This is a genomic window from Acinetobacter sp. 24-47-67 (genome assembly GCF_056779735.1).
Map to the genome: position 1 here is coordinate 113,064 of NZ_JBWYIK010000004.1, position 22,438 is coordinate 135,501.

Annotated in this window: 24 protein-coding genes and 2 tRNA genes; 6 read left to right on the forward strand and 20 right to left on the reverse strand. The window is 38.3% G+C overall.

The features are described 5' to 3' along the window. Window positions 1-44 precede the first annotated feature (44 nt). Window positions 45-1,019 carry an isopenicillin N synthase family dioxygenase gene (locus AC1M9K_RS07285; RefSeq protein WP_035267882.1) on the forward strand — a complete coding sequence of 325 codons (975 nt, stop codon included), beginning with the start codon at window positions 45-47 and terminating at the stop codon, window positions 1,017-1,019. Window positions 1,020-1,079: 60 nt separating this feature from the next. Here AC1M9K_RS07285 and AC1M9K_RS07290 read toward each other — a convergent pair whose 3' ends face one another. Beyond that, entirely contained in the window at window positions 1,080-2,159 is a 1,080-nt protein-coding gene (locus tag AC1M9K_RS07290) for a TIM barrel protein (protein ID WP_035267883.1), read from the reverse strand. Window positions 2,160-2,326: 167 nt separating this feature from the next. On the opposite strand from AC1M9K_RS07290, the gene AC1M9K_RS07295 reads away from it, so the two are divergent. Next, window positions 2,327-2,779 (forward strand): hypothetical protein, encoded by a 453-nt coding sequence (locus tag AC1M9K_RS07295; protein ID WP_481588905.1) that lies wholly within the window; start codon window positions 2,327-2,329, stop codon window positions 2,777-2,779. A gap of 37 nt (window positions 2,780-2,816) precedes the next feature. On the opposite strand, the gene AC1M9K_RS07300 is transcribed toward AC1M9K_RS07295, so the two are convergent. From AC1M9K_RS07300 to rpoD, 7 genes are all read right to left on the reverse strand, one after another. After that, the gene (locus AC1M9K_RS07300) at window positions 2,817-4,334 is read right to left on the reverse strand and encodes an outer membrane protein transport protein (RefSeq protein WP_035267884.1); all 1,518 of its coding nucleotides are present in this window, start codon (window positions 4,332-4,334) and stop codon (window positions 2,817-2,819) included. Between the two features lie 307 nt (window positions 4,335-4,641). Then, a complete protein-coding gene (locus AC1M9K_RS07305) occupies window positions 4,642-6,036 on the reverse strand; it encodes an APC family permease (protein ID WP_035267885.1) in 1,395 nt (464 codons plus the stop codon). A gap of 267 nt (window positions 6,037-6,303) precedes the next feature. Next, entirely contained in the window at window positions 6,304-7,488 is a 1,185-nt protein-coding gene (locus tag AC1M9K_RS07310; protein WP_035267887.1) for an iron-containing alcohol dehydrogenase, read from the reverse strand. Window positions 7,489-7,490: 2 nt separating this feature from the next. Next, window positions 7,491-8,024 (reverse strand): hypothetical protein, encoded by a 534-nt coding sequence (locus AC1M9K_RS07315; RefSeq protein WP_035267888.1) that lies wholly within the window; start codon window positions 8,022-8,024, stop codon window positions 7,491-7,493. A 77-nt stretch (window positions 8,025-8,101) separates the two neighbouring features. After that, window positions 8,102-8,758 (reverse strand): lipoyl(octanoyl) transferase LipB, encoded by a 657-nt coding sequence (gene lipB / locus AC1M9K_RS07320; protein WP_481588906.1) that lies wholly within the window; start codon window positions 8,756-8,758, stop codon window positions 8,102-8,104. Window positions 8,759-8,887: 129 nt separating this feature from the next. Next, on the reverse strand, window positions 8,888-9,175 hold the full coding sequence (locus AC1M9K_RS07325) for a YbeD family protein (protein WP_092766921.1): 288 nt from the start codon (window positions 9,173-9,175) through the stop codon (window positions 8,888-8,890). Between the two features lie 127 nt (window positions 9,176-9,302). Further along, complete coding sequence (gene rpoD, locus AC1M9K_RS07330) at window positions 9,303-11,240, reverse strand: RNA polymerase sigma factor RpoD (RefSeq protein ID WP_228133303.1); 1,938 nt, start codon at window positions 11,238-11,240, stop codon at window positions 9,303-9,305. 297 nt (window positions 11,241-11,537) lie between these two features. Here rpoD and AC1M9K_RS07335 point away from each other — a divergent pair, with 297 nt between their 5' ends. Both AC1M9K_RS07335 and AC1M9K_RS07340 read left to right on the forward strand, forming a co-directional pair. Next, on the forward strand, window positions 11,538-11,744 hold the full coding sequence (locus AC1M9K_RS07335) for a PA3496 family putative envelope integrity protein (RefSeq protein WP_092766845.1): 207 nt from the start codon (window positions 11,538-11,540) through the stop codon (window positions 11,742-11,744). Between the two features lie 66 nt (window positions 11,745-11,810). After that, on the forward strand, window positions 11,811-12,335 hold the full coding sequence (locus AC1M9K_RS07340; protein WP_092766844.1) for a YecA/YgfB family protein: 525 nt from the start codon (window positions 11,811-11,813) through the stop codon (window positions 12,333-12,335). A gap of 26 nt (window positions 12,336-12,361) precedes the next feature. Here the strand turns inward: AC1M9K_RS07340 and AC1M9K_RS07345 are convergent, their stop codons facing one another. The 3 genes from AC1M9K_RS07345 to trhO all read right to left on the reverse strand — a co-directional run bounded on the left by AC1M9K_RS07345 (window position 12,362) and on the right by trhO (window position 14,507). Then, window positions 12,362-12,946 carry a DedA family protein gene (locus AC1M9K_RS07345; RefSeq protein WP_051586650.1) on the reverse strand — a complete coding sequence of 195 codons (585 nt, stop codon included), beginning with the start codon at window positions 12,944-12,946 and terminating at the stop codon, window positions 12,362-12,364. Between the two features lie 91 nt (window positions 12,947-13,037). Beyond that, a complete protein-coding gene (locus AC1M9K_RS07350; protein ID WP_481588907.1) occupies window positions 13,038-13,379 on the reverse strand; it encodes a hypothetical protein in 342 nt (113 codons plus the stop codon). 195 nt (window positions 13,380-13,574) lie between these two features. Beyond that, entirely contained in the window at window positions 13,575-14,507 is a 933-nt protein-coding gene (gene trhO, locus AC1M9K_RS07355) for an oxygen-dependent tRNA uridine(34) hydroxylase TrhO (protein WP_481588908.1), read from the reverse strand. Window positions 14,508-14,598: 91 nt separating this feature from the next. On the opposite strand from trhO, the gene AC1M9K_RS07360 reads away from it, so the two are divergent. Beyond that, complete coding sequence (locus AC1M9K_RS07360) at window positions 14,599-15,105, forward strand: DUF1289 domain-containing protein (protein ID WP_171076814.1); 507 nt, start codon at window positions 14,599-14,601, stop codon at window positions 15,103-15,105. Window positions 15,106-15,163: 58 nt separating this feature from the next. Here AC1M9K_RS07360 and panD read toward each other — a convergent pair whose 3' ends face one another. The 9 genes from panD to AC1M9K_RS07405 all read right to left on the reverse strand — a co-directional run bounded on the left by panD (window position 15,164) and on the right by AC1M9K_RS07405 (window position 21,071). Further along, the gene (gene panD / locus AC1M9K_RS07365) at window positions 15,164-15,544 is read right to left on the reverse strand and encodes an aspartate 1-decarboxylase (protein ID WP_035269276.1); all 381 of its coding nucleotides are present in this window, start codon (window positions 15,542-15,544) and stop codon (window positions 15,164-15,166) included. Between the two features lie 147 nt (window positions 15,545-15,691). After that, the gene (gene pth, locus AC1M9K_RS07370) at window positions 15,692-16,270 is read right to left on the reverse strand and encodes an aminoacyl-tRNA hydrolase (RefSeq protein ID WP_035269278.1); all 579 of its coding nucleotides are present in this window, start codon (window positions 16,268-16,270) and stop codon (window positions 15,692-15,694) included. A 19-nt stretch (window positions 16,271-16,289) separates the two neighbouring features. After that, on the reverse strand, window positions 16,290-16,586 hold the full coding sequence (gene rplY / locus AC1M9K_RS07375) for a 50S ribosomal protein L25 (RefSeq protein WP_035269282.1): 297 nt from the start codon (window positions 16,584-16,586) through the stop codon (window positions 16,290-16,292). Between the two features lie 98 nt (window positions 16,587-16,684). Next, complete coding sequence (locus tag AC1M9K_RS07380) at window positions 16,685-17,638, reverse strand: ribose-phosphate pyrophosphokinase (protein WP_035269283.1); 954 nt, start codon at window positions 17,636-17,638, stop codon at window positions 16,685-16,687. Window positions 17,639-17,674: 36 nt separating this feature from the next. Further along, window positions 17,675-17,749: transfer RNA gene (locus AC1M9K_RS07385), tRNA-Gln, on the reverse strand. Between the two features lie 91 nt (window positions 17,750-17,840). After that, a tRNA-Gln gene (locus tag AC1M9K_RS07390) sits at window positions 17,841-17,915 on the reverse strand. Beyond that, window positions 17,895-18,755: a 4-(cytidine 5'-diphospho)-2-C-methyl-D-erythritol kinase gene (gene ispE / locus AC1M9K_RS07395; protein WP_481588909.1), complete on the reverse strand. Its 861-nt coding sequence runs from the start codon at window positions 18,753-18,755 to the stop codon at window positions 17,895-17,897. Before ispE ends, AC1M9K_RS07390 begins: the two co-directional genes overlap by 21 nt. 12 nt (window positions 18,756-18,767) lie before the next feature. Beyond that, window positions 18,768-19,352 carry a lipoprotein insertase outer membrane protein LolB gene (gene lolB, locus AC1M9K_RS07400; protein ID WP_481588910.1) on the reverse strand — a complete coding sequence of 195 codons (585 nt, stop codon included), beginning with the start codon at window positions 19,350-19,352 and terminating at the stop codon, window positions 18,768-18,770. A 6-nt stretch (window positions 19,353-19,358) separates the two neighbouring features. Next, complete coding sequence (locus AC1M9K_RS07405; protein ID WP_481588911.1) at window positions 19,359-21,071, reverse strand: tetratricopeptide repeat protein; 1,713 nt, start codon at window positions 21,069-21,071, stop codon at window positions 19,359-19,361. A 76-nt stretch (window positions 21,072-21,147) separates the two neighbouring features. Between AC1M9K_RS07405 and hemA the strand changes: the two genes are divergently transcribed. After that, window positions 21,148-22,431 (forward strand): glutamyl-tRNA reductase, encoded by a 1,284-nt coding sequence (gene hemA / locus AC1M9K_RS07410; protein ID WP_481588912.1) that lies wholly within the window; start codon window positions 21,148-21,150, stop codon window positions 22,429-22,431. Window positions 22,432-22,438 lie beyond the last annotated feature (7 nt).

The window sequence follows — 22,438 nt, forward strand, 5'->3', positions numbered from 1 at the left end:
TAATGAAAACGTAAAAGATGTATACCTGATACAAGGGGATAAAAATGGGAATACCAGTAATTGATTTAGCAGGCGTAGATATAAACAAACCAGAAAGTGAGGCGACTAAACGTGCAGTTGCTGAACTGAGAAAAGCTGCGATGCATTCAGGTTTTTTCTATGTGAAGAATCATACAGTTCCTTTAGAAATGATGACGCGACAGTTTGCATTAGCAAAAGAATTATTGGCGCTTCCAGAAGACGTTAAGCAAAAATATGATGTACGTAATTTTTTTGGATTCCGTGGATTTGATAAACTAAATGGTCAGCAATTAGACCCTTACGGCAAGCCAGATTATAAAGAAGGGTTTTATTGTGGTCGTAATTATCCTCAAGATCATCCTTTTGCAATCGCTAAATATCAAAACTATGGTCCAAATCAGTGGCCTGAAGAATTACCTCAATGTGAATTGATTTGTCAGGAGTACATCGATGAAATGTATAAACTGGCAAATTTTCTGATGCAACTTTTGGCATTAACGTTAAATCTGCCATCGAACTATTTTGATGCTTCTAGTAAAGATCCTATGGGAACATTACGTATGTTGCGTTATCCACCTACACCTAGAGATGATGATGAAACATATGGCGTTGGCGCGCATACAGATTGGGGGTCAGTCACCATTTTGGCACAAGATCAAATAGGCGGATTAGAAGTGTGCATGCCTGACGGAGAGTGGGTTGCAGCACCACCAATTGAAGGAACATTTGTAGTTAATCTAGGTGATATGATTCCAAAATGGACCAATGGTCTATATCACTCCAATCCACATCGAGTAAAAAATAGTTTTTCAAATGGTGCTTATCGTTACTCAATTCCATTTTTTTATGAACCAGACTATCACGCTGTGATTGAGCCAGTTCCAGGAACATTGAAAGAAGGTGAATTACCTTTATATGCACCATGTACAGTAGGGGAGCATTTAGAAGAAATGTATAATCGTTCATATAAAAAAGCGGAAGAGAATGCAGTAGCTTAAATCTCGCGATACAAAAAAAGCATTATCTATATAATGCTTTTTTTTAATTATTCTAATGATTTATGAGCGATATTGATTGATAAAGTCCTCAGAACTTAGCCCTTTTTTAGCATAATGAATTGATGCTCTTTCCGCATATATTTGTCTAATATAGCGCGCTATGTCGCAGCTATCTGCAAACATATTATATTTCCAACCCAAACCATAGGACCATAAATTAATATTATCCACGGTCATGATTTCAATATTTGTATCCTCATGATCCAAATAATGGTCAATCATCTTGCGAATGACCTCTTGGGTGCAGCTTAATTTATATGCATGCCATTCATCATGGGGACACGCATTTTTTGGTGGCTGCCTAAATGGGTATTGAATGCCTCTTCCAGGGCGATTAAGACCGTGACCTTCCCATGGGCTGTATTCTTGGGACCATGTATTTAATGGTCCGTTTGGAACCGCAGGACGTATTTGCCCCCAATGTACCAAATTTTGATTTAACCAATCATCTGCAAAACTATCGCAGTTGAAAGGATCAAGCTTTCTAATGGCTTCTTGGTCATGTTGAAAAGAGATATAAGATTCGATTGGATTTTCGATTTTGAAAATACAGTGGCTATAGTCCATCGCCATTTTAAATGGAATACCTTGATGATTGACTAAAGCTGCAACTTTCTCTACCCGGCGATAATCTTCAGACCAATTATCTACGTGATTTTCAAAGGTAATGGTTATACCCTTACTTTGAGCATACTCATAAAAATATAAATAGGCATCAGCAACTTGTTGATCATTAAGATAGTTGAATTTACTGTCTTTTGCTGCAAGCATAATGTTGTGGTATTTGGCGCCTACGGCACATGTAAGCTCGATATTTTCTTTGAATATTTTTTCATGTTCTCCCCAAATATAGCATCCGTAACCTGAATAAACTGGAATATTGTATTTTTGACTCCCTTTAATGTAATCATCAATCATTTCACGATGAGTCGGAATGTGATCGATAAAATCCCACACGCTCGATTCTGCAAGTAGATCGAATTTTTCCATTATTGATGGTTCTTCAAGAGATACTGGATTTTCAAATGATGAGGCTTGTATGCCTAGTCCAGCACAGCCTAATGGAAACATTTTTTTCATAAATTCAATACCAAAAATATATAATTAAATCAGTGAATTGATAATGCAAAAAAAATGCCTTAATCCCTTAATATTTCAATCTATTACATTATTAAAATGGCTTTTTTAAAATATCAGTTGTCTAATACGAACATAAATTTATCGAAATAAATTAGATACGGGGATGTATGATTAAAAACATTAAAAAATACAGCTATGGAATTATAGTAATCATCTGTGCAGGAATGACGACATCTAAAGTGATGGCACAAAATGAAAATAAAGAACAAGCGGATTTAAATAATATTAATCCATTGACTCAACAGGAAATCGATCAAGCATTAGCTCAGATGAAAGCAAAAATGTTCAAAAATTTGGAAAATTGGAGTGCAGCGTTAAAACGAAATGATTTCGAGCGGACAGGAAAAAATTTGGTGTTAAAAAGTAACAAACAGCTTGAATTATGTCATATATATCAAGCTTCTGTAGATGAAACATATTCTTTAGCGCAAAAAAATCGCCATCGTATGTCTATAGATGAACAGAAAATTGTGGATGATCGAAACAGGTTTATTGAGTATTTGGGATTCAAAGATAATCAAATTGATACTAAATTAGGTTTTAGTTGTCGATTAATTTAAAAAAAAGCACGGATGAAAAATCCGTGCTTTTTAAACTCTAGAAACGGTAACCAATTTTAAAGCTATATCCAATAGCTGTATTGTCTTTAAAATCTGCATCATAGCGATCGGTTCCGAACCAACTAGCAGATTGAGCTTTTGCATCACCTAACCAAAAATATCGTGCACCCGCTTGAATGAATGTATTTTTATTAAAGCTGTACTGACCACCTAATCCTGCACTCCAAAAACCTTCAGATGGACCTAAGGTAGAAACATATTCACCTGCACCAGAGTCCCATCCTCCGATAATGGTCAATGCGAGTTTTTCATTTAATTTTCTTGCGATACCGAATGTTGCAGATATTTGATCTTTTTCATAAGCGATTAAGTCGAAACCACGAGGTCCTTTACCTTGTCCCTCAGTAATCGAAGAAGTTAAAACTCCAAATTTGTATGGACGGATTTTGAACTCAGACCAATCTACCCAACGTAAATTGATATAAGCTAATGTATCAGCCATGATACCTGATTGGAAATCAAGGTTAACTGATTGTGGAGTTGATGCTGAGGTTTTACCTTCTGCATATTGGTAGTCGGTACCAAGTGCCCCAATTTTATCTACAATATGCCACCCTGGATGTACAATAGGTAATGTATCTGTAATCACTTCAGGCATACTTTCTTCAGCTTGAACTGAATAAGAAATTTTTGATCTGTACGTTAATGAAGCTCTTAATGCTATTTCAGGAATTTGAAATGCAGCACCCGCTAGCCAACCAAAAGCACCTTCTTCAGGCATACTTGCTTTATAGCCTTGATAATCTTTTCTTGTATCACGACCAAGAAGATCTCTTGAACCTGTACCTTTTTCCTTAAAAGTACTACACAGTGCTACACCACTAGTCTGTGAATTACATAAATAACCACCTAATAGACTGTAAGCAGTTCCTTGTAAACTAAGATCACCTTTTACTGTTTGATAAACTGGGCCTGCATAAAAATTAAGGTGTTCATTAGGTTGGAAGCCTACGACTAGAGATAAACTATTTGTCGATACTTCAGCCTCTGTACTGCCATACTCACTGTGAAATGCACCATATTTTGTCGCAGATTCAAGGTCACCTAATGGCAATCGTCCTGAGCTGTTGACTCTGGAATGTTTTTTATCAGAATTTGAATAAGAGGCTTTTGCTCCGAAAGGTTGGTCATAAATTAAACCTAATGAAATATTGTCAGTCACTTGAAATTTTAAATTAATATTTGCAAATCCGAACGTGTCTGCAATATCACTTAAATTTGAGCCCGCAATTTCCCCACCTGCGTTAATATCATCTGCTGTAGGCATATTCCAACCATTCGGGTCTCTTAATCCTGCAGATGCAGGACCCGAAGGTTCAGTTCTCATTGTTCCTGAAAGATCAGCATCCAAAATTGAGTAACTAAAATCTACATAGTTTCCTGGCTGTAAAAAGCCATTCATCGATTGGCCTGAACGATCCATAGCTGCAGCATAAGCGCCCGCGGTTGGAAACATTGCGACCAAAATCGCCCCAGTAAGTGTATTCAAACGCATTATTACATTCCCTGTGTAATGAATATTATTAGAGCTTTTACTCAAATATTTTGCTCTTTATACACATCGTGTAATTTTTGGTCAATGAGTATCCTGACAAATATGTAATTTTTTGCCAATCATTTTTTATTTAATTTCATGTATTTGCGTTTAAATGTGTTATTTGTCTCATTATTTTGAAATAAAGCTGCATATTATGATGTAGAGTTTATTTTTTAAATAATAAATTTTGATTGATGTTTGATCATTTTGGTCAATTTCCATGATAAAAAAAGGCGCCTAAGCGCCTTTTCTAAAAAATCAATTTTTAACGATCATTAAACTCATCATGTTGTGGAGCAGGGTATTTAAAGCCTTTGGTTTTATAACCTAAATACAAAATACCACCAATCGCCCAAATCAAACCATATTTAAGCGATGCTTGATCGACCTCTAACCACAATGCAAATACTGCAATAAAGCCGAGTAATGGTACGATAACGAAATTAATAATTTCTTTCGCTGTTTTAGTACGACCATCGCGTAACGCATAGCGTGAGATAACAGATAAGTTCACAAAGCTAAATGCTGTTAACGCACCGAAGCTAATTAATGAAATGACAAAGTCTAAATCCATAAAACCAGCGGTTAATGCGACTGCACCTACAATCATGATGTTATATGATGGAGTGAAGTTTTTAGGGCTGATGTGACCAAAAATTTTCTTATTGATGACACCATCGCGTCCCATAACATACATAAGGCGTGATACACCTGCATGTGCAGAAATACCTGATGCCATAACAGTAATGATGGCAAATGCAAGCACATAAGACTGGAACAAAGATCCACCAACCAACAACAAAATTTCAGGTTGAGTTTCTGCAATATTCTGGAAGTATGATCCCGGATTATTAGGGAAATAGATCTGCATGAAGTAAGTGCTGACGATAAAGATAATCCCTGCAATTAAAGCAGTTAAGAAAATTGCTTTTGGTAGCGTTTTCTCAGTATCTTTAGTTTCTTCAGCGAGAGAACTGAGTGAGTCAAATCCTGTAAATGAGAAGCAGAGTAATGTTGCACCTGTGATCAAGGCACCCACTGAAGTTAACTCATTCCAAAATGGTTCTAAACTCCAAAGTTGGTAGCGTTGTTCAGCAGAGATTGGACCATCCGCGTTATATCCCATTTGGAGCTTGGTATAGACCATCCATGTAAATACAGCGATCACAATTAATTGTACGAATACAATTAAGCTGTTGAAATTTGCAACAAATCGCGCACCACGAAGGTTAATACCTGTCATAAATGCTGTTAACACAATGACCCAGACCCAATGATTGACATCAGGGAATAAAGCCTCAAGATAAATCACCGCAAGGATGATGTTGACCATGGGGGAGAGCAGGTAATCTAACCATGATGACCAGCCAACCATAAAACCAACGTTAGGGTGGATAGATTTTTGAGCATAGGTATACGCTGAACCTGAAGATGGATATCTACGGATCATATGACCATAACTCAATGAAGTCAGTAGGATTGCAACAAGTGCAAAAATATATGATGTAGGAACGTGGAAATTACTTTCTTCTGATACCAAACCGAAAGTATCAAACAACGTCATTGGCTGAATATAAGCTAAACCGATAATAATGATGTGCCAGAGTCCTAGCGTTTTTTGCAGTTTAGCTGCCGATTGAGTCCCAGTTATATTAGTCAACGGCTTTATCCTCTTAATCGTTGATCAAGGATCAGTCAAATCAATTAAGGATCGTTTGAGACGAACGATCCCCCCTAATGTTTTTTCAAAAGTGCGCCAATCTAAACCAAATTGATGCAGTTTGTCAGTAGTTTGTGCGAGTTTTTTTAGCAGGATTTATGCCAAAGATATTGAACTCATGAGTTAAAACAACTAACAAATGAAAAGCCTGATGTCTAAAAAAACATCAGGCTAGTTTTAAGCGTATCTTTACTTATTTTGAGAAAATTACCAAGCTTTTTCTAAGATAGATTTCAAATCTTTTAATGTCGCTTCTTTAGGGTTGAAAATGATAGATCCGTCATTTAACGCTTTTTCGGCAACTTCATCTAATTGAGATTGCGTAACTTTGCCTGTCTCACGTAATGTACGTGGCAGTTTAGTTAAATCATAAATGCGATCACGCATTGTGTTGATAATCGCAATAGCTTTATCTGCACGTTGATTTGCTGGTGTCTGTGCATAGATATCAGTACCTGCAAGCGGTAGTAACAGGTCAGCAATCTTATCGCCATTCACATCCTTATTGTAATCAAGTACATAAGGGAGGAATAAGTTCATGCACAAACCATGTGGTAAGTGAGCAACTGCACCTAGAGCGTGTCCAAGGGAGTGAACAATACCGACCATTGCATTTGAGAATGCAATTCCAGCCATGGTTGATGCTTGAGCAAGTTCTAAACGGGCATCAGCATCTTTTGGATTTTCCAAAACTCTAAACAAGTTTTCACTAATTTTTTTAATTGCAGCAGTAGCGTAAGCATCACTGATAGGATTCGCTGCCAAACACGTATAGGCCTCAACTGCATGTGTCATTGCATCCATTCCTGTCATTGCTGTCAGGTGTGGAGGTAATGTTAAAGTCATACGTGGATCTAAAATTGCAGCACTAGGCATTAAATATTTTGAAGCAAATGCCATTTTTTGATTATTCGCTGTATCTGAAACCACAGCAACCATCGTGACTTCAGAGCCTGTACCTGATGTTGTTGGGATAACAAAAAAAGGCTTTAATGGGCGAGGTAGGTTGTGAGCTCCTGAATATTTCAGCAGATCATCGCCTCCTTCGGAGACGAGAATATTGGCAGCTTTTGCTGTGTCGATGACTGAACCACCCCCAATTGCAATGATGGCATCGCATTGATTGTTACGATACATCTCAGTCACGGCTTTTACTGTTTCTAAACTTGAGTCCGGTGGAACTTCATCAAAAATTGAGCCAATTTTTACTTCTGTCGCTGCAAAAGCAGCTTCCACTGGTTCAAGTAGACCATTGGCACGTACGCCTTTGTCTGTGATGATGAGTGGTTTTTTTGAACCCATTGAATCTAGCTCAAATGGAATGTGTTCAAGCGCAGCATTACCAGCAATCACTTTAACGGGACAGAAAAATTCATAATATGGTTTAGCCATGCTTAAGCACTCCCTTTAATATATGACTGAGCTACTTTGAGATAAATATTTGCTGCACCTGTCAATTTTTCTTTTAATGACAGATTGACCGGATATTCTTTGACTGCAAGTTCAGCGACTAATTTTGGAAGAATAAGGGCTTCCATTTTATTCAGACAACGCACTAAACGTATTGCATGACCTAAATCGCCATCAGCAATCATACGGTCATTCGCAAATGCTTGTGCAGTACTTTCTTGGAAAGAAAATACCAAAAAAGCATGATGCATATGTTTAAAGGTAATCGTTAAATCTGGTTTTTTTGATGCATGGTCGATTAAGACAAGTTGATGTTGTGGATTCACTTGTGCAATAAATGCTGCATCACTGTTAAAAACGTCCATTGAAATCGTGAAGCCGACAGGAAATTTAGCAATTTCCTGTTTTATTTCTTCATCGACTTGACTTGCCATCGCTAAGCCTCTGCCAATCACGTCAAGCATGAGTTTGACATAAGCTTGTTCTAGCGCGGGCTTTACAGAGTTAATAGAAATCACTCACTTGTCCCTTATCACATAGTTTTATAATTTAGAGTAAATACTCTAAAATTATCTAATGACAAAGTAAAGGAGTTTTAATGATCTTTCACGATAATTTGACTGAACAGGTCACTTTTTTCGAGATAGGCTATGAGGTCTTGAACTAACATATCAAAACTTGGGTAGGGATTTATCAAATCAGAGATTCTGACCATTTCAAGACCTGCATAACCACATGGATTAATAGTTTGGAAGCCTTCCAGGTCACAATCTATATTAAGTGAGAGTCCATGATAACTGCGACCTTTTCGGATTTTAAAGCCCAGAGATCCAATTTTTCTACCATCAACATAAACACCAGGTGCATCTGGTTTAGCATAAGCTTCGATACCGTATTTTTTTAATAAATCGATCATGACATTTTCTGCATAGCTGACTAAAGTACGGACATTCCAGCCTAATCGATTTAAATCAAACATAAAATATGCAACTAATTGTCCTGGACCATGCCAAGTGACTTGTCCACCACGATCAGTTTGAACAACTGGGATATGGCTAGGCACTAATATATGTTCTGGTTTGCCAGCTTGTCCTTGGGTAAGCACAGAATTGTGCTGCAAAATCCAAAATTCATCTGCTGTTTGTTCGTCACGCTGTTCTGTCATCAGCTTCATTTCTTGGAAGCGATCTTCATAAGAAGTGGTTTGGGTATAGTGACGAATAATCAATTGAGGTTTGGTTTTGACATCCACGGAGGTTAAGGCTCACATTCAAAAATGAGTTTTATTATAGACAATATTGTTGAATTAAGTGTGACCTAGGCACATACTTGATGAATAATTAACAAACATAAAAAAACACGCATGAAGCGTGTTTTTTTATTAAAGTGCAGTTTTAATTAAAGGGCAAGCAGCCAAGTCTGCATATACTTGATGTACTTGCTCAAGCTCTTCAAAACGAAGTTGCGCAGTAATTGAATGATACTTGCCTGTACGCGATGGTGTCACTTTCATTGCATTCCCATCAAAATCAGGGAAATGTTTAACAAAAATGTCATTCACGGCTTTGCGTAAATCCTCACCTGCAAGACCAATCAATTTAATTGGATAATCCATCGGAAACACCCAAAGATGTTCTTGTAGTTCGCGTGATGGAGTGCGATCGATCATGTCAGTCATAGGACACCTCATTAGTAAAAATACCTGCTAGGCGCAGGTATTTAGAATTATTTGCTACATGCTTTATATTATGGGGGAGTGTCCCCCATATTCAAGCCTGTATTATCCTATGGATAGATTAGTCATTCTCAAGGAACGAGCGTAAATGTTCAGAACGCGATGGATGACGTAATTTACGTAACGCTTTTGCTTCGATCTGTCGAATACGTTCGCGTGTTACATCAAACTGTTTACCAACTTCTTCCAACGTGTGGTCCGTCGGCATATCAATACCAAAACGCATCTTCAAGACTTTAGCTTCACGTTCAGTGAGGTTTTCAAGTACCTCACGTGTTGCTTCTTTCAAGCCTTCTGAAGTTGCAGCATCAACTGGTGAAGTGATGTTACCATCTTCAATGAAGTCACCAAGATGTGAGTCTTCATCATCACCGATCGGTGTCTCCATCGAAATTGGTTCTTTAGCGATCTTAAGCACTTTACGAACTTTGACTTCATCCATTTCAAGGCGTTCACCTAACTCTTCAGGCGTAGGTTCACGTCCCATTTCTTGAAGCAATTGACGAGATACGCGGTTGATCTTGTTAATGGTTTCAATCATATGTACAGGGATACGAATCGTACGTGCTTGGTCAGCAATTGAACGTGTAATCGCCTGACGAATCCACCAAGTTGCATAAGTCGAGAACTTATAACCACGACGGTATTCAAACTTATCTACGGCTTTCATCAAGCCAATGTTACCTTCCTGAATCAGATCGAGGAACTGTAAACCACGGTTGGTATATTTTTTCGCAATGGAGATGACCAAACGTAAGTTCGCCTCAACCATTTCTTTTTTAGCACGACGTGCTTTTGCTTCACCAATCGCCATACGTTTAGAAATATCTTTAATTTCACGTACAGTAAGGTCTAGATCTTTTTCGATATCAGCGATTTTTTGTTGGAAAGCAAGAACGTCAGGGCGTACTTTCTCTAAGTATGGTTTTTGGTCAGCAGTGGCTTTAGCAATTTGCTCATCTAACCAAGCTGGGTTTGATTCTTGACCAGGGAACGTTGTACGGAATTGAGTACGATCCATACGACCACGACGAACTGCGTAGCGCATTACTTCACGTTCTGCTGTACGAATTTGTTCATGCGTGCCACGAATCATTTCAGAAATGATGTCAAACAAACGTGGTGTGAACTTAAACATCATAAAGACGGTTGCGAGCGACTCAAGAGCTGCTTTACCTTCTTTACTGTTACGACCATGTTTTGCGATCGCATCTTTAGTCGCATTCCACGCAGCTTCTAACTCTGCAAAACGCACTTTTGCGATTTCAGGGTCTGGACCTGAATCACCCTCAGAATCATCATCACTTTCAGACTCTTCTTCATCATCGTCATCAAGTTTTACATCTTTAGTTGGTTTAGTCTCTGTTTCTTCTTCAAGATCAGCATCAACTTCTTCTAAAACTTCTGGAATTTCTTCATCAGACTCTGGATCTAAATAGCCTGAAAGGATATCGGCTAAACGACGCTCGCCAGTTTCGTAATCTTTATATTCTTGTAATACAACTTCAACCGCATTTGGCCAATAAGCAATTGAGTTTAAAACGTCACGAATACCTTCTTCGATACGTTTTGCAATCTGAATTTCGCCTTCACGAGTCAACAGTTCAACTGTTCCCATTTCTCGCATATACATACGAACAGGGTCAGTTGTACGACCAGGCTCATTTTCTACAGATGCTAAAACTGCAGCTGCTTCTTCTTCAGCAACTTCGTCAGTCGTTTCTGCGCTACTACCATCAAACATTGCATCGTCAGATTCTGGCGCACGTTCGTGTACAGGAATACCGACGTCTTGAAGCATCTGAATGATATCTTCAATCTGTTCGCTTTCAGTGATCGAGTCTGGGAGATGATCGTTAACCTCAGCGTAGGTTAAGTAACCTTGTTCTTTGCCTCGGCTAATCAGAGCCGCTACTTGTGAAGTAGGGGAATGCATATCGCTCATCTTTGCTCTCTTCTCGTTGAATCTGTGGCGGGGAAAAACCGTGCATTCTAGCACAATTAACTTATCTTTAGTATCGTATTAACTCAGTATAATTGGTTTTGAAAACCAATGAATTAAGTTGTTTAAGTCAATATTGGGTCAAAATTGTTCATTTCAAGCACATCATGCTTTTTATTTTAAACCAGCAATAAGGATTTAATCCTTGATTAAATAATGACATATTTTTTTGTCCAAAAAAAACTAAAATTTGTATAAATATCAGCGAAAAATAAAATAAAACTTGACAAGTATTCTGAACAAAGATAAATAGCGCCTAGCCCCATTCATTTTTTCACACATGAGGTAGTTTTAGTGTCTTCTACAGATTTTGAACTAGATGATAACTACGGTGATGATGATGTTAGTTTTGATGAAACTACGAGCAAAATTAGCGCCAAAGAATCATTAGAAAAGCGTCGCTTGATTGATGACTTACTTGCACAGCGTCGTTTAGATCGTGAATTGAAAGATCTTGAATATGATTTTGACGATGATGATTTCGACGATGATGAAGACTAAATTAGATTGGGTATCCTGATCTAAAATGTTATTCTACGGAATTAAGATACAACCTTTGGAAATACAATGAGTGCATTAGATTTAGACTTGTTAAGTGACTACTTAGATGGCGACCAAAATGAGTATGGTCTAGATTTTGCTGCAACTCATGGTTTTTTGTGTGCGACAGCTGTAGGTCCTCAATTTGATCGTTGGTTGGATGAGTTATTTGACAATAATCAAAAGAAAGTGCCTGCAGAGATCGTAGCTCAAATTAAACTTTGGTTAGAAGATTTACGTCAAAAACTTGCCAATGAAGAAGGTATTGAATTTCCTTTTGAAATTGAAGAAGCAGATGTAGAGTCAAGCCTTGGGGATTGGAGTGTAGGCTTTGTCGATGCAATGTTCTTAAATGAAGATGCATGGTTCACACCTGAGTTTGAAGAGCAATTGGTTGATCTCACTCTGCCAATCATGGTGTTTAGTGGAGTTGATGAAGAAGATCCTCAAATGGAGTCTTTCCGCCGTAACGGTCAATTGATGGATGAGCTTGCAGAAGAAATTCCAGATAACTTGAATGAATTGTATTTGATGTATCACACGCCGAACTAATTAAAAAGCACCGTAAGGTGCTTTTTTTATTTTGAGTGCTTTCTTTTTTGTCTGCGGTACACAATCCAAATGATTATGCTGATCACAATAGCAATAATTAGATAGCTGACTTGGCTAAATATTTTGTGCATCATTTCAGTATTATTTCCAAAATAATAACCCACATATGCTAAAAAGGTGGTCCATATAATCGTGCCTAAACCACTATAAAACATAAACTTTGCAAAAGGCATTTTGCTCATGCCTGCAGGTATGCTAATCAGAGATCGTACTGCTGGAACCATACGTCCAAAAAAAACGATTCGATGTCCATATCTTTCAAACCATTCTAATGATTTATCAACATCAGCTACTTTAATAAATAAATACTTTCCATATTTATCAACGAATGCATAGAGCTTTTGATCAGAGATCTTACGTCCTAACCAATACAGCGTAGCGGCAGCTAAGAGCGAACCTATACTTCCTGAAATAATGACACCGATCAAAAGTAATTGACCCTGAGAAGCGGTATAGCCAGCTGAAGGCATAATAATCTCTGAGGGTATAGGTGGAAAAACATTATCGAGAAACATCAATAGAGCAATGCCGAAATAGCCCAATTGCTCCATCACTGAAATGATCCAATCTTTCATAAGTGATTTGTATTTTAAAGTTAAACCTATGCTAGAGGTTTTTAAGAAAAAATACAGTGAAATTAAGTTAATGCATTAATTCAGGGTGTTGAATTTGTATAAGTGTATGAACATAGACTTCTCGTAGGATATAGCTGACGAGAAGGGGCGTTACGCTGATGATAAAGACAAGAGTCATTGAATCTCTCATCTGAAAACCGATTGCTAAAGCAATAATTGCACCGATACAAGCACCCAATGTTACGATAAAATAATGGGATTGGTTATGGATATGCAATTTAACATCAGAATTATGTGAGTCGATATATGTAAATTTTAAATGTGTCGGTACAGCCGATACACGATCTAAATGATTATGGTGAGCAAAATTCCGTTGAACAGGAAGATATTTGAATGGCACTCGATTCATGACTTTCATCCTTGAGCTAAATTGATTTCCTTCATATTAAATTTATCTGAATGACTTCATGTGTTTTGTGTTGTTATAAAATAACTTTGTAATGGTGATATATCAGAATTGAAATTTTGTTTGTTCAATGTAAAAAGCGTCATCTACACTGTAATGTAGACAACGCTTTTGTAAATTAAATAAAATATTTTTTATTTAGAGGCGTTTACGTTTTGCAGCAATAATCTGAGACTGGCGCATACGGAAACCTTCTTTCTGCTTTTCTGTTGTTTTATCGATACAATAAACACATGATACGCCATGTTCGTAACTTGGTAATGCTACTTCTTCAGGGGTTAATGGCCAACCACAAGCATGGCACTTCACATTTTGACCTTCTTCCACTCCGTGTGTAACCGCAGTACGACCATCAAAAACAAAGCATTCACCTTCCCATAAACTTTCTTCAGGAGGGGTTTCTTCTAAATATTTAAGAATACCACCTTTGAGGTGATATACCTCTTTAAAGCCTTCTTGAAGAAGTAGTGAAGTTGATTTTTCACAACGAATCCCGCCTGTACAAAACATGGCAATCTTTTTATCTTTATGCTGTTCAAGATTGTTTTTTACATATTCAGGGAATTCGCGGAACGTTTCAGTTTTTGGATCAATTGCCCCTTTGAATGTGCCTGCTTTGTATTCGTAATCATTTCTTGTATCGACTAAGATCACGTCATCACGTGCAATGAGTTCGTTCCATTCTTTAGGGTCTAGATAGTGACCAACTAAGTCGCGTGGCTTCACTGGAACACCTAAAGTCACGATTTCTTTTTTATGTTTGATTTTCATTTTACGGAATGGTTTTTCGTCACTGTGTGACTCTTTATATTCCATGTCATTAAACCCTTCATTTAAAAGGAATTGATGAATGACATCAATTGCATGGCGGTCACCTGCAACTGTTCCGTTAATCCCTTCATGGGCAACAATAAGAGTACCGCATAGGTTGATGGTTTTTACCAACACAAGTAATTTTTGTTGAAGTGCTAGAGAATCTTCAACTTCTTTAAATTGATAAAGTGCCGCAACAACCCAACCAGTGGTCGCTTGCTGTTCTACAGGTGCAAGCTGTTCTACAGTAGCGTTCATGGAGTACTCCAAATGTATTAATATAGGGATAAAATCAGGCGCGTATTCTAACGCGATTTTTGAAAATATGCGAGAAAGCCATAGAAAATTTATGGTTTTATATGAGGAAAATATTTTGAATACAGCGCGTCGAATCCCTTCATTAACACCATGTGCGGGACGTTGTTCAACAGTGTTTGGTGATGCGGTATGTCGTGGTTGTCGACGTTTTAATCACGAAGTAATTCAATGGAATACTTATAATGAGGAACAACGACTGAGTATTTGGAAACGTTTAGATCAACAACTGGATCAAATTTTGGTTCCAATGCTTCCTCATGCTCAACTTTCTGAGGTGGAAAAATTCATTGAATCAAAAAGAATCCGAGTATTGGAGAATGCTTCAAAAGGCCGAAAATTATATCATGCGCTTAAAATTTGCGAAAAAAACAAGCATTTAGCAGAGCAGAGTGGTTTAGGTATTTCAGCTCCACATGTTAAACCGATCTGGACTGAGTTTGAACGTCGGGTATTGGCTTTGGCGAATGCCAGTTATGAATTAGCTTGGCTAAGAGCAGATGGGATTAGCCAGAGCTTGCAGTTGGTGGATGAAGAGTAATTCTATGATAATTTGTTATAAAAAAACTCGCTAAAGTAAGCGAGTTTTTAGTCATTCATTAAGCAACTTGGACAGGAATACAATTTGCTGTGTGATTCACAGTGTTATCTGGATTTGCATAAACCAAACGTGGTTTATGTGCATCAGCTTCTGCAACAGTAAAATCACCGAAAGTCGCGATAATAATAATGTCACCTAAATCTGCTTGGTGAGCAGCACCACCATTTACAGAAATAATGCCTGAGTTTTCTTCACCACGGATTGCGTAAGTTGTAAAACGCTTGCCATTAGTTACATTCCAAATATGAATTTCTTCATATTCACGAATACCAGCTAAATCTAGTAATACACCATCAATTGCACATGAACCTTCATAATGAAGTTCAGCTTGTGTTACAACTGCACGGTGGATTTTAGCTTTTAATAAACGAGATAGCATGGGAAGCGTCTCCTGAGTTGTTCTAAGATTGTTTTATTATCTAGAAACAACAGTTTTTTAATTTGGGTGAAGCATTTGAAAGCGCATTTTGCCCTCAAATTTTCATCGTGGCAAGAAAAATTGTTGAACAAAAATTAAATTTATCAACTACGGCTTGTAGGCATTTATTTGATTCATTGCCTGCTGAATTTCACCATTCACTAATAATTTTGTACGACTTAGTGCGTGATGAATTGCATCGTCAATGAGCGTTTGTTCACTTGAGGGTGCTTTACCTAGAACATGACCTGATACACGGTCTTTTGATCCAGGGTGTCCAATTCCAATACGTAAACGATGGAAGTTAGGGCCAGTATGAGGAACAATGTCACGTAAACCGTTATGACCACCATGACCACCACCCGTTTTGAGGCGAATGATACCTGGATCCATATCAAGTTCATCGTGAGCAATAAGCATTGCTTCTGGAGAGATTTGGTAGAATTTTGCGAAGGGTACAACACTTTGACCAGAACGGTTCATAAAGGTTGAAGGTAATAAAAGTCGAACATCTTGTCCTTCTACATTACCGCGACCACTTAATCCATTAAACTTAGGGTCATTTTTAAGTGTTATGCCATATTGTTCTGCAAGACGTTCTACATACCAGAAGCCTGCATTATGGCGGGTTTGAGCATACTCTTTACCAGGGTTGCCCAAACCAACAATCAGTGAAATATGAGACACTAATTTACACCATCAACACTTATGCGCGTTTGAAGTCAGCGTGCATTGGAGTGTTTTTAGCTGGGTGACGTTGTAAAGCTTGGATTTTAACGCTTTCAACTTTACCATCAACATCAATTTCAATTACTTCTTCAAAGAAAGCGTTGTCTTCTAAGTATTTAACAAGCTGACGAAGCTCAAGTGTAATTGCTACAGGTGCAGCATCACCACCATAGATGATAGCAGGAACTTTAGATTGAAGACGAAGGCGGCGGCTCGCACCTTTCCCTTGTACTGCTTCTTCACGTGCTACTGCATTTAATACGAAGTTTGCCATGAGAGACATCCTATTTAAGTTAAGTGAACTAGATCTGCGACCGATCTAGTGATAGAAAGCCCTACCAAAAGGCAGGGCTTTAAAATTTTAGCGCTCTATTATAGATAAGAATCAAACATTGCGCTAATAGATTCTTCGTTGTTAATACGACGAATTGTTTCAGCAACCATACTCGCAACTGAAACTTGGCGAATCTTACCAAGAGCTAAAGCCTCTTCTGAAAGCGGAATTGTATCTGTCACAACAAGTTCGTCGATAACAGAGTTTTTCAAATTCTCGATCGCTTTACCAGATAAAACAGGGTGAGTAGCATATGCTACGACACGACGCGCACCAAAAGTCTTCAATGCATCAGCGGCTTTACATAAAGTACCAGCTGTATCAACCATGTCATCAACGATCACACAGTCGCGATCTTTAACATCACCAATCAAATGCATCACTTGTGATTCATTTGCTTTTTGACGACGTTTGTCGATGATAGCTAAATCGATATCGCCCATTTGTTTCGCAACAGCACGAGCACGAACAACACCACCAACGTCTGGCGAAACAACCATAAGGTTGTCATGAGACTGTTGACGTAAGTCAGCTAAAAGCGCTGGCGTACCGTAAATGTTGTCTACAGGGATGTCGAAGAAACCTTGAATTTGGTCAGCATGAAGATCGATCATCACAACACGGTCAATACCTACAGTTGTTAGCATATCTGCTACCACTTTTGCAGTAATTGGAACACGTGAAGAACGAGGACGACGGTCTTGGCGAGCATAACCGAAATAAGGAATCACAGCAGTGATACGACCAGCACTTGCACGACGCAATGCATCTGCCATTACTAAGATTTCCATAAGGTTATCATTAGTTGGAGCACAAGTAGGCTGAACGATGAATACGTCTTTACCACGGACATTCTCAGTGATTTCGACAGCGATTTCACCATCAGAGAATTGACCTACAGATGCAGCACCTAGAGGGATATGCAAGTGGCTAACGACTTTTTGGGCGAATTGTGGATGCGCAGTTCCACTAAAAACGACAAGATTGGGCATGAAGCACCCTTGGCGGTTGAAATGTATAGAATGAGATGGCAGGGGCGGCTGGATTCGAACCAACGGATGGCGAGATCAAAACCCGCTGCCTTACCACTTGGCGACGCCCCTAATGCGGCAGAACTTTAATGGTTTTATATGGGTTTGTCAAGATTGTTTGACTCAACTCATGATACCAATGTTCTGTCTTTTTGAACTAAATTGGCAGGGGCGGCTGGATTCGAACCAACGGATGGCGAGATCAAAACCCGCTGCCTTACCACTTGGCGACGCCCCTATCATTTAAATAAACGATGATTTGATTCAATGGTGATTGTTCTAAACTATTCACTAAGTAAGCTTTACAAGGTGAATGAGCAAGAATGTCATCAATGTTCATTTCAGTCGTTACTTCAGTAAAAACACAAGCACCTGTACCTGTAAGTTTTGCAACACCGAACTGATCTAAATATTGCATTGCTTCATCGACTTCAGCATATAGACTTCTTGCCAGAGGTTCAAAGTTATTTCTGAAATCAGATGGCTTTATCTGATAGGCGCAAAATTTAGAGGTCTTCGTGTCTCTTGTCAACGATTTTTGTGAAAAAAGCAGTTGAGTGCTGATAAAACAGTCAGGTTTTAACACAATGTATTGTTTTTGATCTAAGTCTATGAATGTTAAGTGTTCACCAATACCTTCTGCCCATGCATTACGACCATGGATGAAGATGGGAACATCAGCACCCAGTTGTACACCAATTTCTGCTAATTGATCACGATTTAAGCCACATTGCCAAAGTTGATTCATGATTAATAACGCGGTAGCCGCATTTGAAGAGCCACCACCGAGTCCTGCACCCATCGGTATATTTTTTTCGATGTTGACATGAATGCCTAATTTTTCACTTTTGGCATAGGGTTTCAGCATCATCATTGCACGATAAATCAAATTTTGTTCAAGACTTACTTCTGATAGGCCTGAAATGGAGATAGATTGGTTAGAGATTGGAGTAAATTCCATCCAATCACAAAGATCTATCAACTGAAAAATAGTTTGCAACTCATGGTAACCATTTTCACGGCGCCCCGTAATGTGTAAAAACAAATTCAGTTTTGCAGGGGAGGGTACACGAATCATAAATAATCAAACTTAACGATTTTGAATTACCATTGTAATACGATTTTCAGTTCCATCTTCAAGTTGTTGCTTTAAAATCAAACGGTTTGGTTGTGTAGATTGACCGTTGTAAGATAATTGAATATGCCAACCTTGTTCTTTAATTTCACTGATTCTCATCGATTCGTCTTTTTGAATTTCAGCTTCTTCAGTCGCTTGCTTAGTTTGTACCCAATCGACTAAATAAGTAATTGGTGCTTCCCAACCTGTTGCACGAAACAATAACTCTTCAGGTGAGTTGGCTGTAATTTCACCAGTTTTGGCACTGTTCAGTGTCACTTGACCAGGTTGACCTGAGATTTGAGTTTTACCGACTCCAAGAATTCCGCTTAACTCGATATCAAACTGTTCATCTTGCTGTTGCCAAGTAAAAAAAGCACTGCCTGATTGCTTGGGGGTCTTAACGCCAATTTTACCCTGAAGATTAAATTGATTTGATTGTTCAAGGTTTTGCGTTGTTGGCGGTGATGGTTGAGTTTGAATTGCTTGACAGCCAGTTAACCCAAGAAGCGCACTACTTGTGGCAATCAGCAATAATGATTTTAAATTTAAGATCATACAGTATTAACTCTTTTTGATATTTTGTGGCAACAATAAACTATCGAGTTGATCCAATTGAGGATGATTTGGATGATTTTTATGGAGTTGATGTAACACTTGGCTAAATTCTTCCAGTGAACCCAGCATATAAAGCGATTTAGCATATCGAATGCCGATATTTGGACTTTGGCTGAGTTGATATGCTTTCGCAAGTACACGGGTGGAAGTGTCAAAATCGTTTTGAAGAAAGCAGATATAGCCTAAGGTATCTAAGATAGATGCTTGTTCTGGGGCATTGTCTAAAGCTTGTTCGGCATATTGTCTCGCCTCATCTAAACGACGATTTTGCAACGCAAGTGTATATGCATACGCATTTAGATATGTTGGGCTATTCGGTTCAATCGTGAGTAATTTTTTAAGTAATTCATCTAATTGATCGCGATCCGTAAATGGATCAAGTAATAAGACTTGAGAATATAAAATTTCAGGGTCATCAGTTAAGTTTTTAGCAGCTTCTTTGAGTAAGCCCAAAGCAGCTTTGTTATTGCCCATTTTTTTGAGTATTTCAGCTTGTGCTTGGTATAAGAAACTCGCATGTTGAGGGTAATTCACTCGCTCTTGAGTCAGGAAGCGCAGCGCATCACTTAAGCGATTTTGTTTGTCATAGATTGAAATTAGATTTCGTCTAGAAACCATATATAAATTACCATCTACGAGTCGATAATAAGCTTTAGCTGTTTCAAAATGTTGTTTTCGTTCAGCATTCAATGCCAAATAAAAATAAGCATCATTTTGGTATTGTCCAGATGCACGTAGTTCGACCAAATACTGTTCAGCAAGCTCATATTCTTTGAGATCAATTGAGGTTAGACCAGCGATAAAAAGAGCTTCTTCCGAATCAGGCCATTTTTTTATGATGCGTTTTAATTTGCTTAAAGCCTGTTCATTTTTATTCAGTTTAATTAAGTAGCGGATTTCAGCCAGACTGAGCTCTAAATTATTACGATTTTTACGTGCACTTTTTTCAAACCATTTTAGCGTCTCTTCTTCGTCGCCTAAAGCCATGAGTAAGTTGGCTTTAAGTAAGATAAACCCAGTTGATTTGGGGCGTTTTTTTAATGCTTTATTTAAAGTAATTAAGGCATTTTCGATTTCATTATTTTGTGCTTGTAAACTCGCAATCAAGACGAGAATCGAAGGATTGTTACGCGTTTTACTATTATGTAAAGTATTTAATAAATATGCTCGATCCTCAGGTGATTCAGGAGAAATGCCTTCAAGAATTTGTTCTAAATCTGATTCAGGATCTAAATTTAAAATATCATCGAGCACATCCGCAGCAAGTTCATATTCGTGTGACTTTAATGCGATATGCGCAAGATAGAATTTTGCAGGTACATCTTTGGGTTCTTGCACGACCCAATGGGTTGCAATATCTAAAGCGGCTTGTAAGTCGTTTTGTTCGAGTGCGACGTTAAGTGCACGTTGTTTTAAAGCTGTTGAACTGGTTTGGATTGCAAGTACGGTATAGTTGTGTAAAGCAGTCGGTGTGTCATGTGCAGCTAAAGCAAATTCTGCAACCATCGCCTGTTGTAAAACTTTATGATTTAAATTGGCATGGTAAAATTCTCCAGATGCTCTAATATGAGCACTGTAAGTCATGCTACTCACCAACAAGAGTGTGGTAGAATACTGTCGAATTGTCATGCCGGTTGTGCGGCTCATTGTTTGACGCAATTTTTTTATCCAAGTACTGCTTTTTATGACACCGTTATTGCACAATAGCATAAATTTAGCCAATTGATGATCTGATATGTCTTTCTTTGCATTGGGTGTCAACCATCAAACAGCCTCAGTTGAATTACGAGAGCAAGTTGCTTTTAACCCTGAAAAGTTAAAACTGTTGTTGACTGAACAAAGTCACCATGACCAACTGAACGATATGGTTGTGGTGTCAACCTGTAATCGTACTGAAGTCTACGCCATCGCCGAAAATGCGGACATGGTATTAGATTGGCTCGCTCAAAAAAATGGAATTGATGTAAAACAATTACAAAATCATATTTACCGTTATGAAAATACAGATGCTGTGACACATTTGATGCGTGTGGCATCAGGATTAGACTCACTTATGCTTGGTGAGCCTCAGATTATGGGGCAAGTTAAGTCTGCACTTAATTTAGCAAAAGAGTCTGAAGTTGTTTCACAAAATTTAAATCGTATTTTCGAATATGCATTTTATGCTGCTAAGAAAGTGCGTTCAGAAACAGCGGTCGGTAGTCATGCTGTATCCATGGGTTATGCGGTAGCACAGTTAGCACTACAAGTTTTTAGTAAGCCTGAACAATTAACCGTCATGGTGGTTGCAGCAGGTGAAATGAATAGCTTGGTTGCAAAGCACTTGGCTGAAATGGGCGTTGCTAAAATTTTAATTTGTAACCGTGGTCAGGAACGGGCGGAAATTTTGGCGCAAGAAATATCACATCGTGTTGCAGTAGAAATTATTCCTTTTGTTGATTTAGCTCAAAACTTACATCGCGCTGATGTGATTTCAAGTTGTACAGGAAGTTTACATCAGGTCATTTCCTATCAAGATGTTAAGTCAGCACTCAAAAAACGTCGTTACCGTCAAATGTTGATGGTCGATTTGGCTGTTCCTCGCGATATTGAATCAAAGGTTGAAACTTTGGATGGTGTTTACCTTTATGGGGTGGACGATCTTCAAGGTGTTATTGATGAAAACTTAGCGCAGCGACGCCAAGCCGCTGTTGAAGCTGAAGTGATGGTCAATCAACTAGCAACACAATTGGTGACTCAGCAGAAAGTTTCACAAGCTGGAGCGACAATTAGTGAGTATCGTGCTCATGGAGATAAAGTTAAAGCATTTGAATTAAACCATGCATTGGATCGTTTAGCCTCTGGCGATGATGCAGCCATTGTCATGCAGGAAATGGCGCATCGTTTGACGCAAAAGTTATTACATCCTACATCCATCTTGCTTAGAGAAGTGGCTAAAGATGAAAATCCTGACGTCTATGAAACGATTAAAGAACATTTAGAAGATATTTTTAGTGCTCAGCGAAAACTAAAAAAATAAAAGCGGT

What these genes read in the sequence shown, in the direction of transcription:
- AC1M9K_RS07310 (WP_035267887.1), bottom strand. Translation starts at nt 7,488, where the DNA reads ATGGCTAAACCATATTATGAATTTTTCTGTCCCGTTAAAGTGATTGCT.
- AC1M9K_RS07325 (WP_092766921.1), bottom strand. Translation starts at nt 9,175, where the DNA reads ATGATCGATCGCACTCCATCACGCGAACTACAAGAACATCTTTGGGTG.
- rplY (WP_035269282.1), bottom strand. Translation starts at nt 16,586, where the DNA reads ATGGCAAACTTCGTATTAAATGCAGTAGCACGTGAAGAAGCAGTACAA.
- trhO (WP_481588908.1), bottom strand. Translation starts at nt 14,507, where the DNA reads ATGAACGCTACTGTAGAACAGCTTGCACCTGTAGAACAGCAAGCGACC.
- lolB (WP_481588910.1), bottom strand. Translation starts at nt 19,352, where the DNA reads ATGATCTTAAATTTAAAATCATTATTGCTGATTGCCACAAGTAGTGCG.
- AC1M9K_RS07295 (WP_481588905.1), top strand. Translation starts at nt 2,327, where the DNA reads ATGATTAAAAACATTAAAAAATACAGCTATGGAATTATAGTAATCATC.
- AC1M9K_RS07290 (WP_035267883.1), bottom strand. Translation starts at nt 2,159, where the DNA reads ATGAAAAAAATGTTTCCATTAGGCTGTGCTGGACTAGGCATACAAGCC.
- ispE (WP_481588909.1), bottom strand. Translation starts at nt 18,755, where the DNA reads ATGATTCGTGTACCCTCCCCTGCAAAACTGAATTTGTTTTTACACATT.
- AC1M9K_RS07340 (WP_092766844.1), top strand. Translation starts at nt 11,811, where the DNA reads ATGAGTGCATTAGATTTAGACTTGTTAAGTGACTACTTAGATGGCGAC.
- panD (WP_035269276.1), bottom strand. Translation starts at nt 15,544, where the DNA reads ATGCTATCTCGTTTATTAAAAGCTAAAATCCACCGTGCAGTTGTAACA.
- AC1M9K_RS07350 (WP_481588907.1), bottom strand. Translation starts at nt 13,379, where the DNA reads ATGAATCGAGTGCCATTCAAATATCTTCCTGTTCAACGGAATTTTGCT.
- AC1M9K_RS07380 (WP_035269283.1), bottom strand. Translation starts at nt 17,638, where the DNA reads ATGCCCAATCTTGTCGTTTTTAGTGGAACTGCGCATCCACAATTCGCC.
- AC1M9K_RS07300 (WP_035267884.1), bottom strand. Translation starts at nt 4,334, where the DNA reads ATGCGTTTGAATACACTTACTGGGGCGATTTTGGTCGCAATGTTTCCA.
- AC1M9K_RS07285 (WP_035267882.1), top strand. Translation starts at nt 45, where the DNA reads ATGGGAATACCAGTAATTGATTTAGCAGGCGTAGATATAAACAAACCA.
- AC1M9K_RS07345 (WP_051586650.1), bottom strand. Translation starts at nt 12,946, where the DNA reads ATGGAGCAATTGGGCTATTTCGGCATTGCTCTATTGATGTTTCTCGAT.
- hemA (WP_481588912.1), top strand. Translation starts at nt 21,148, where the DNA reads ATGTCTTTCTTTGCATTGGGTGTCAACCATCAAACAGCCTCAGTTGAA.
- AC1M9K_RS07360 (WP_171076814.1), top strand. Translation starts at nt 14,599, where the DNA reads ATGGTTTTATATGAGGAAAATATTTTGAATACAGCGCGTCGAATCCCT.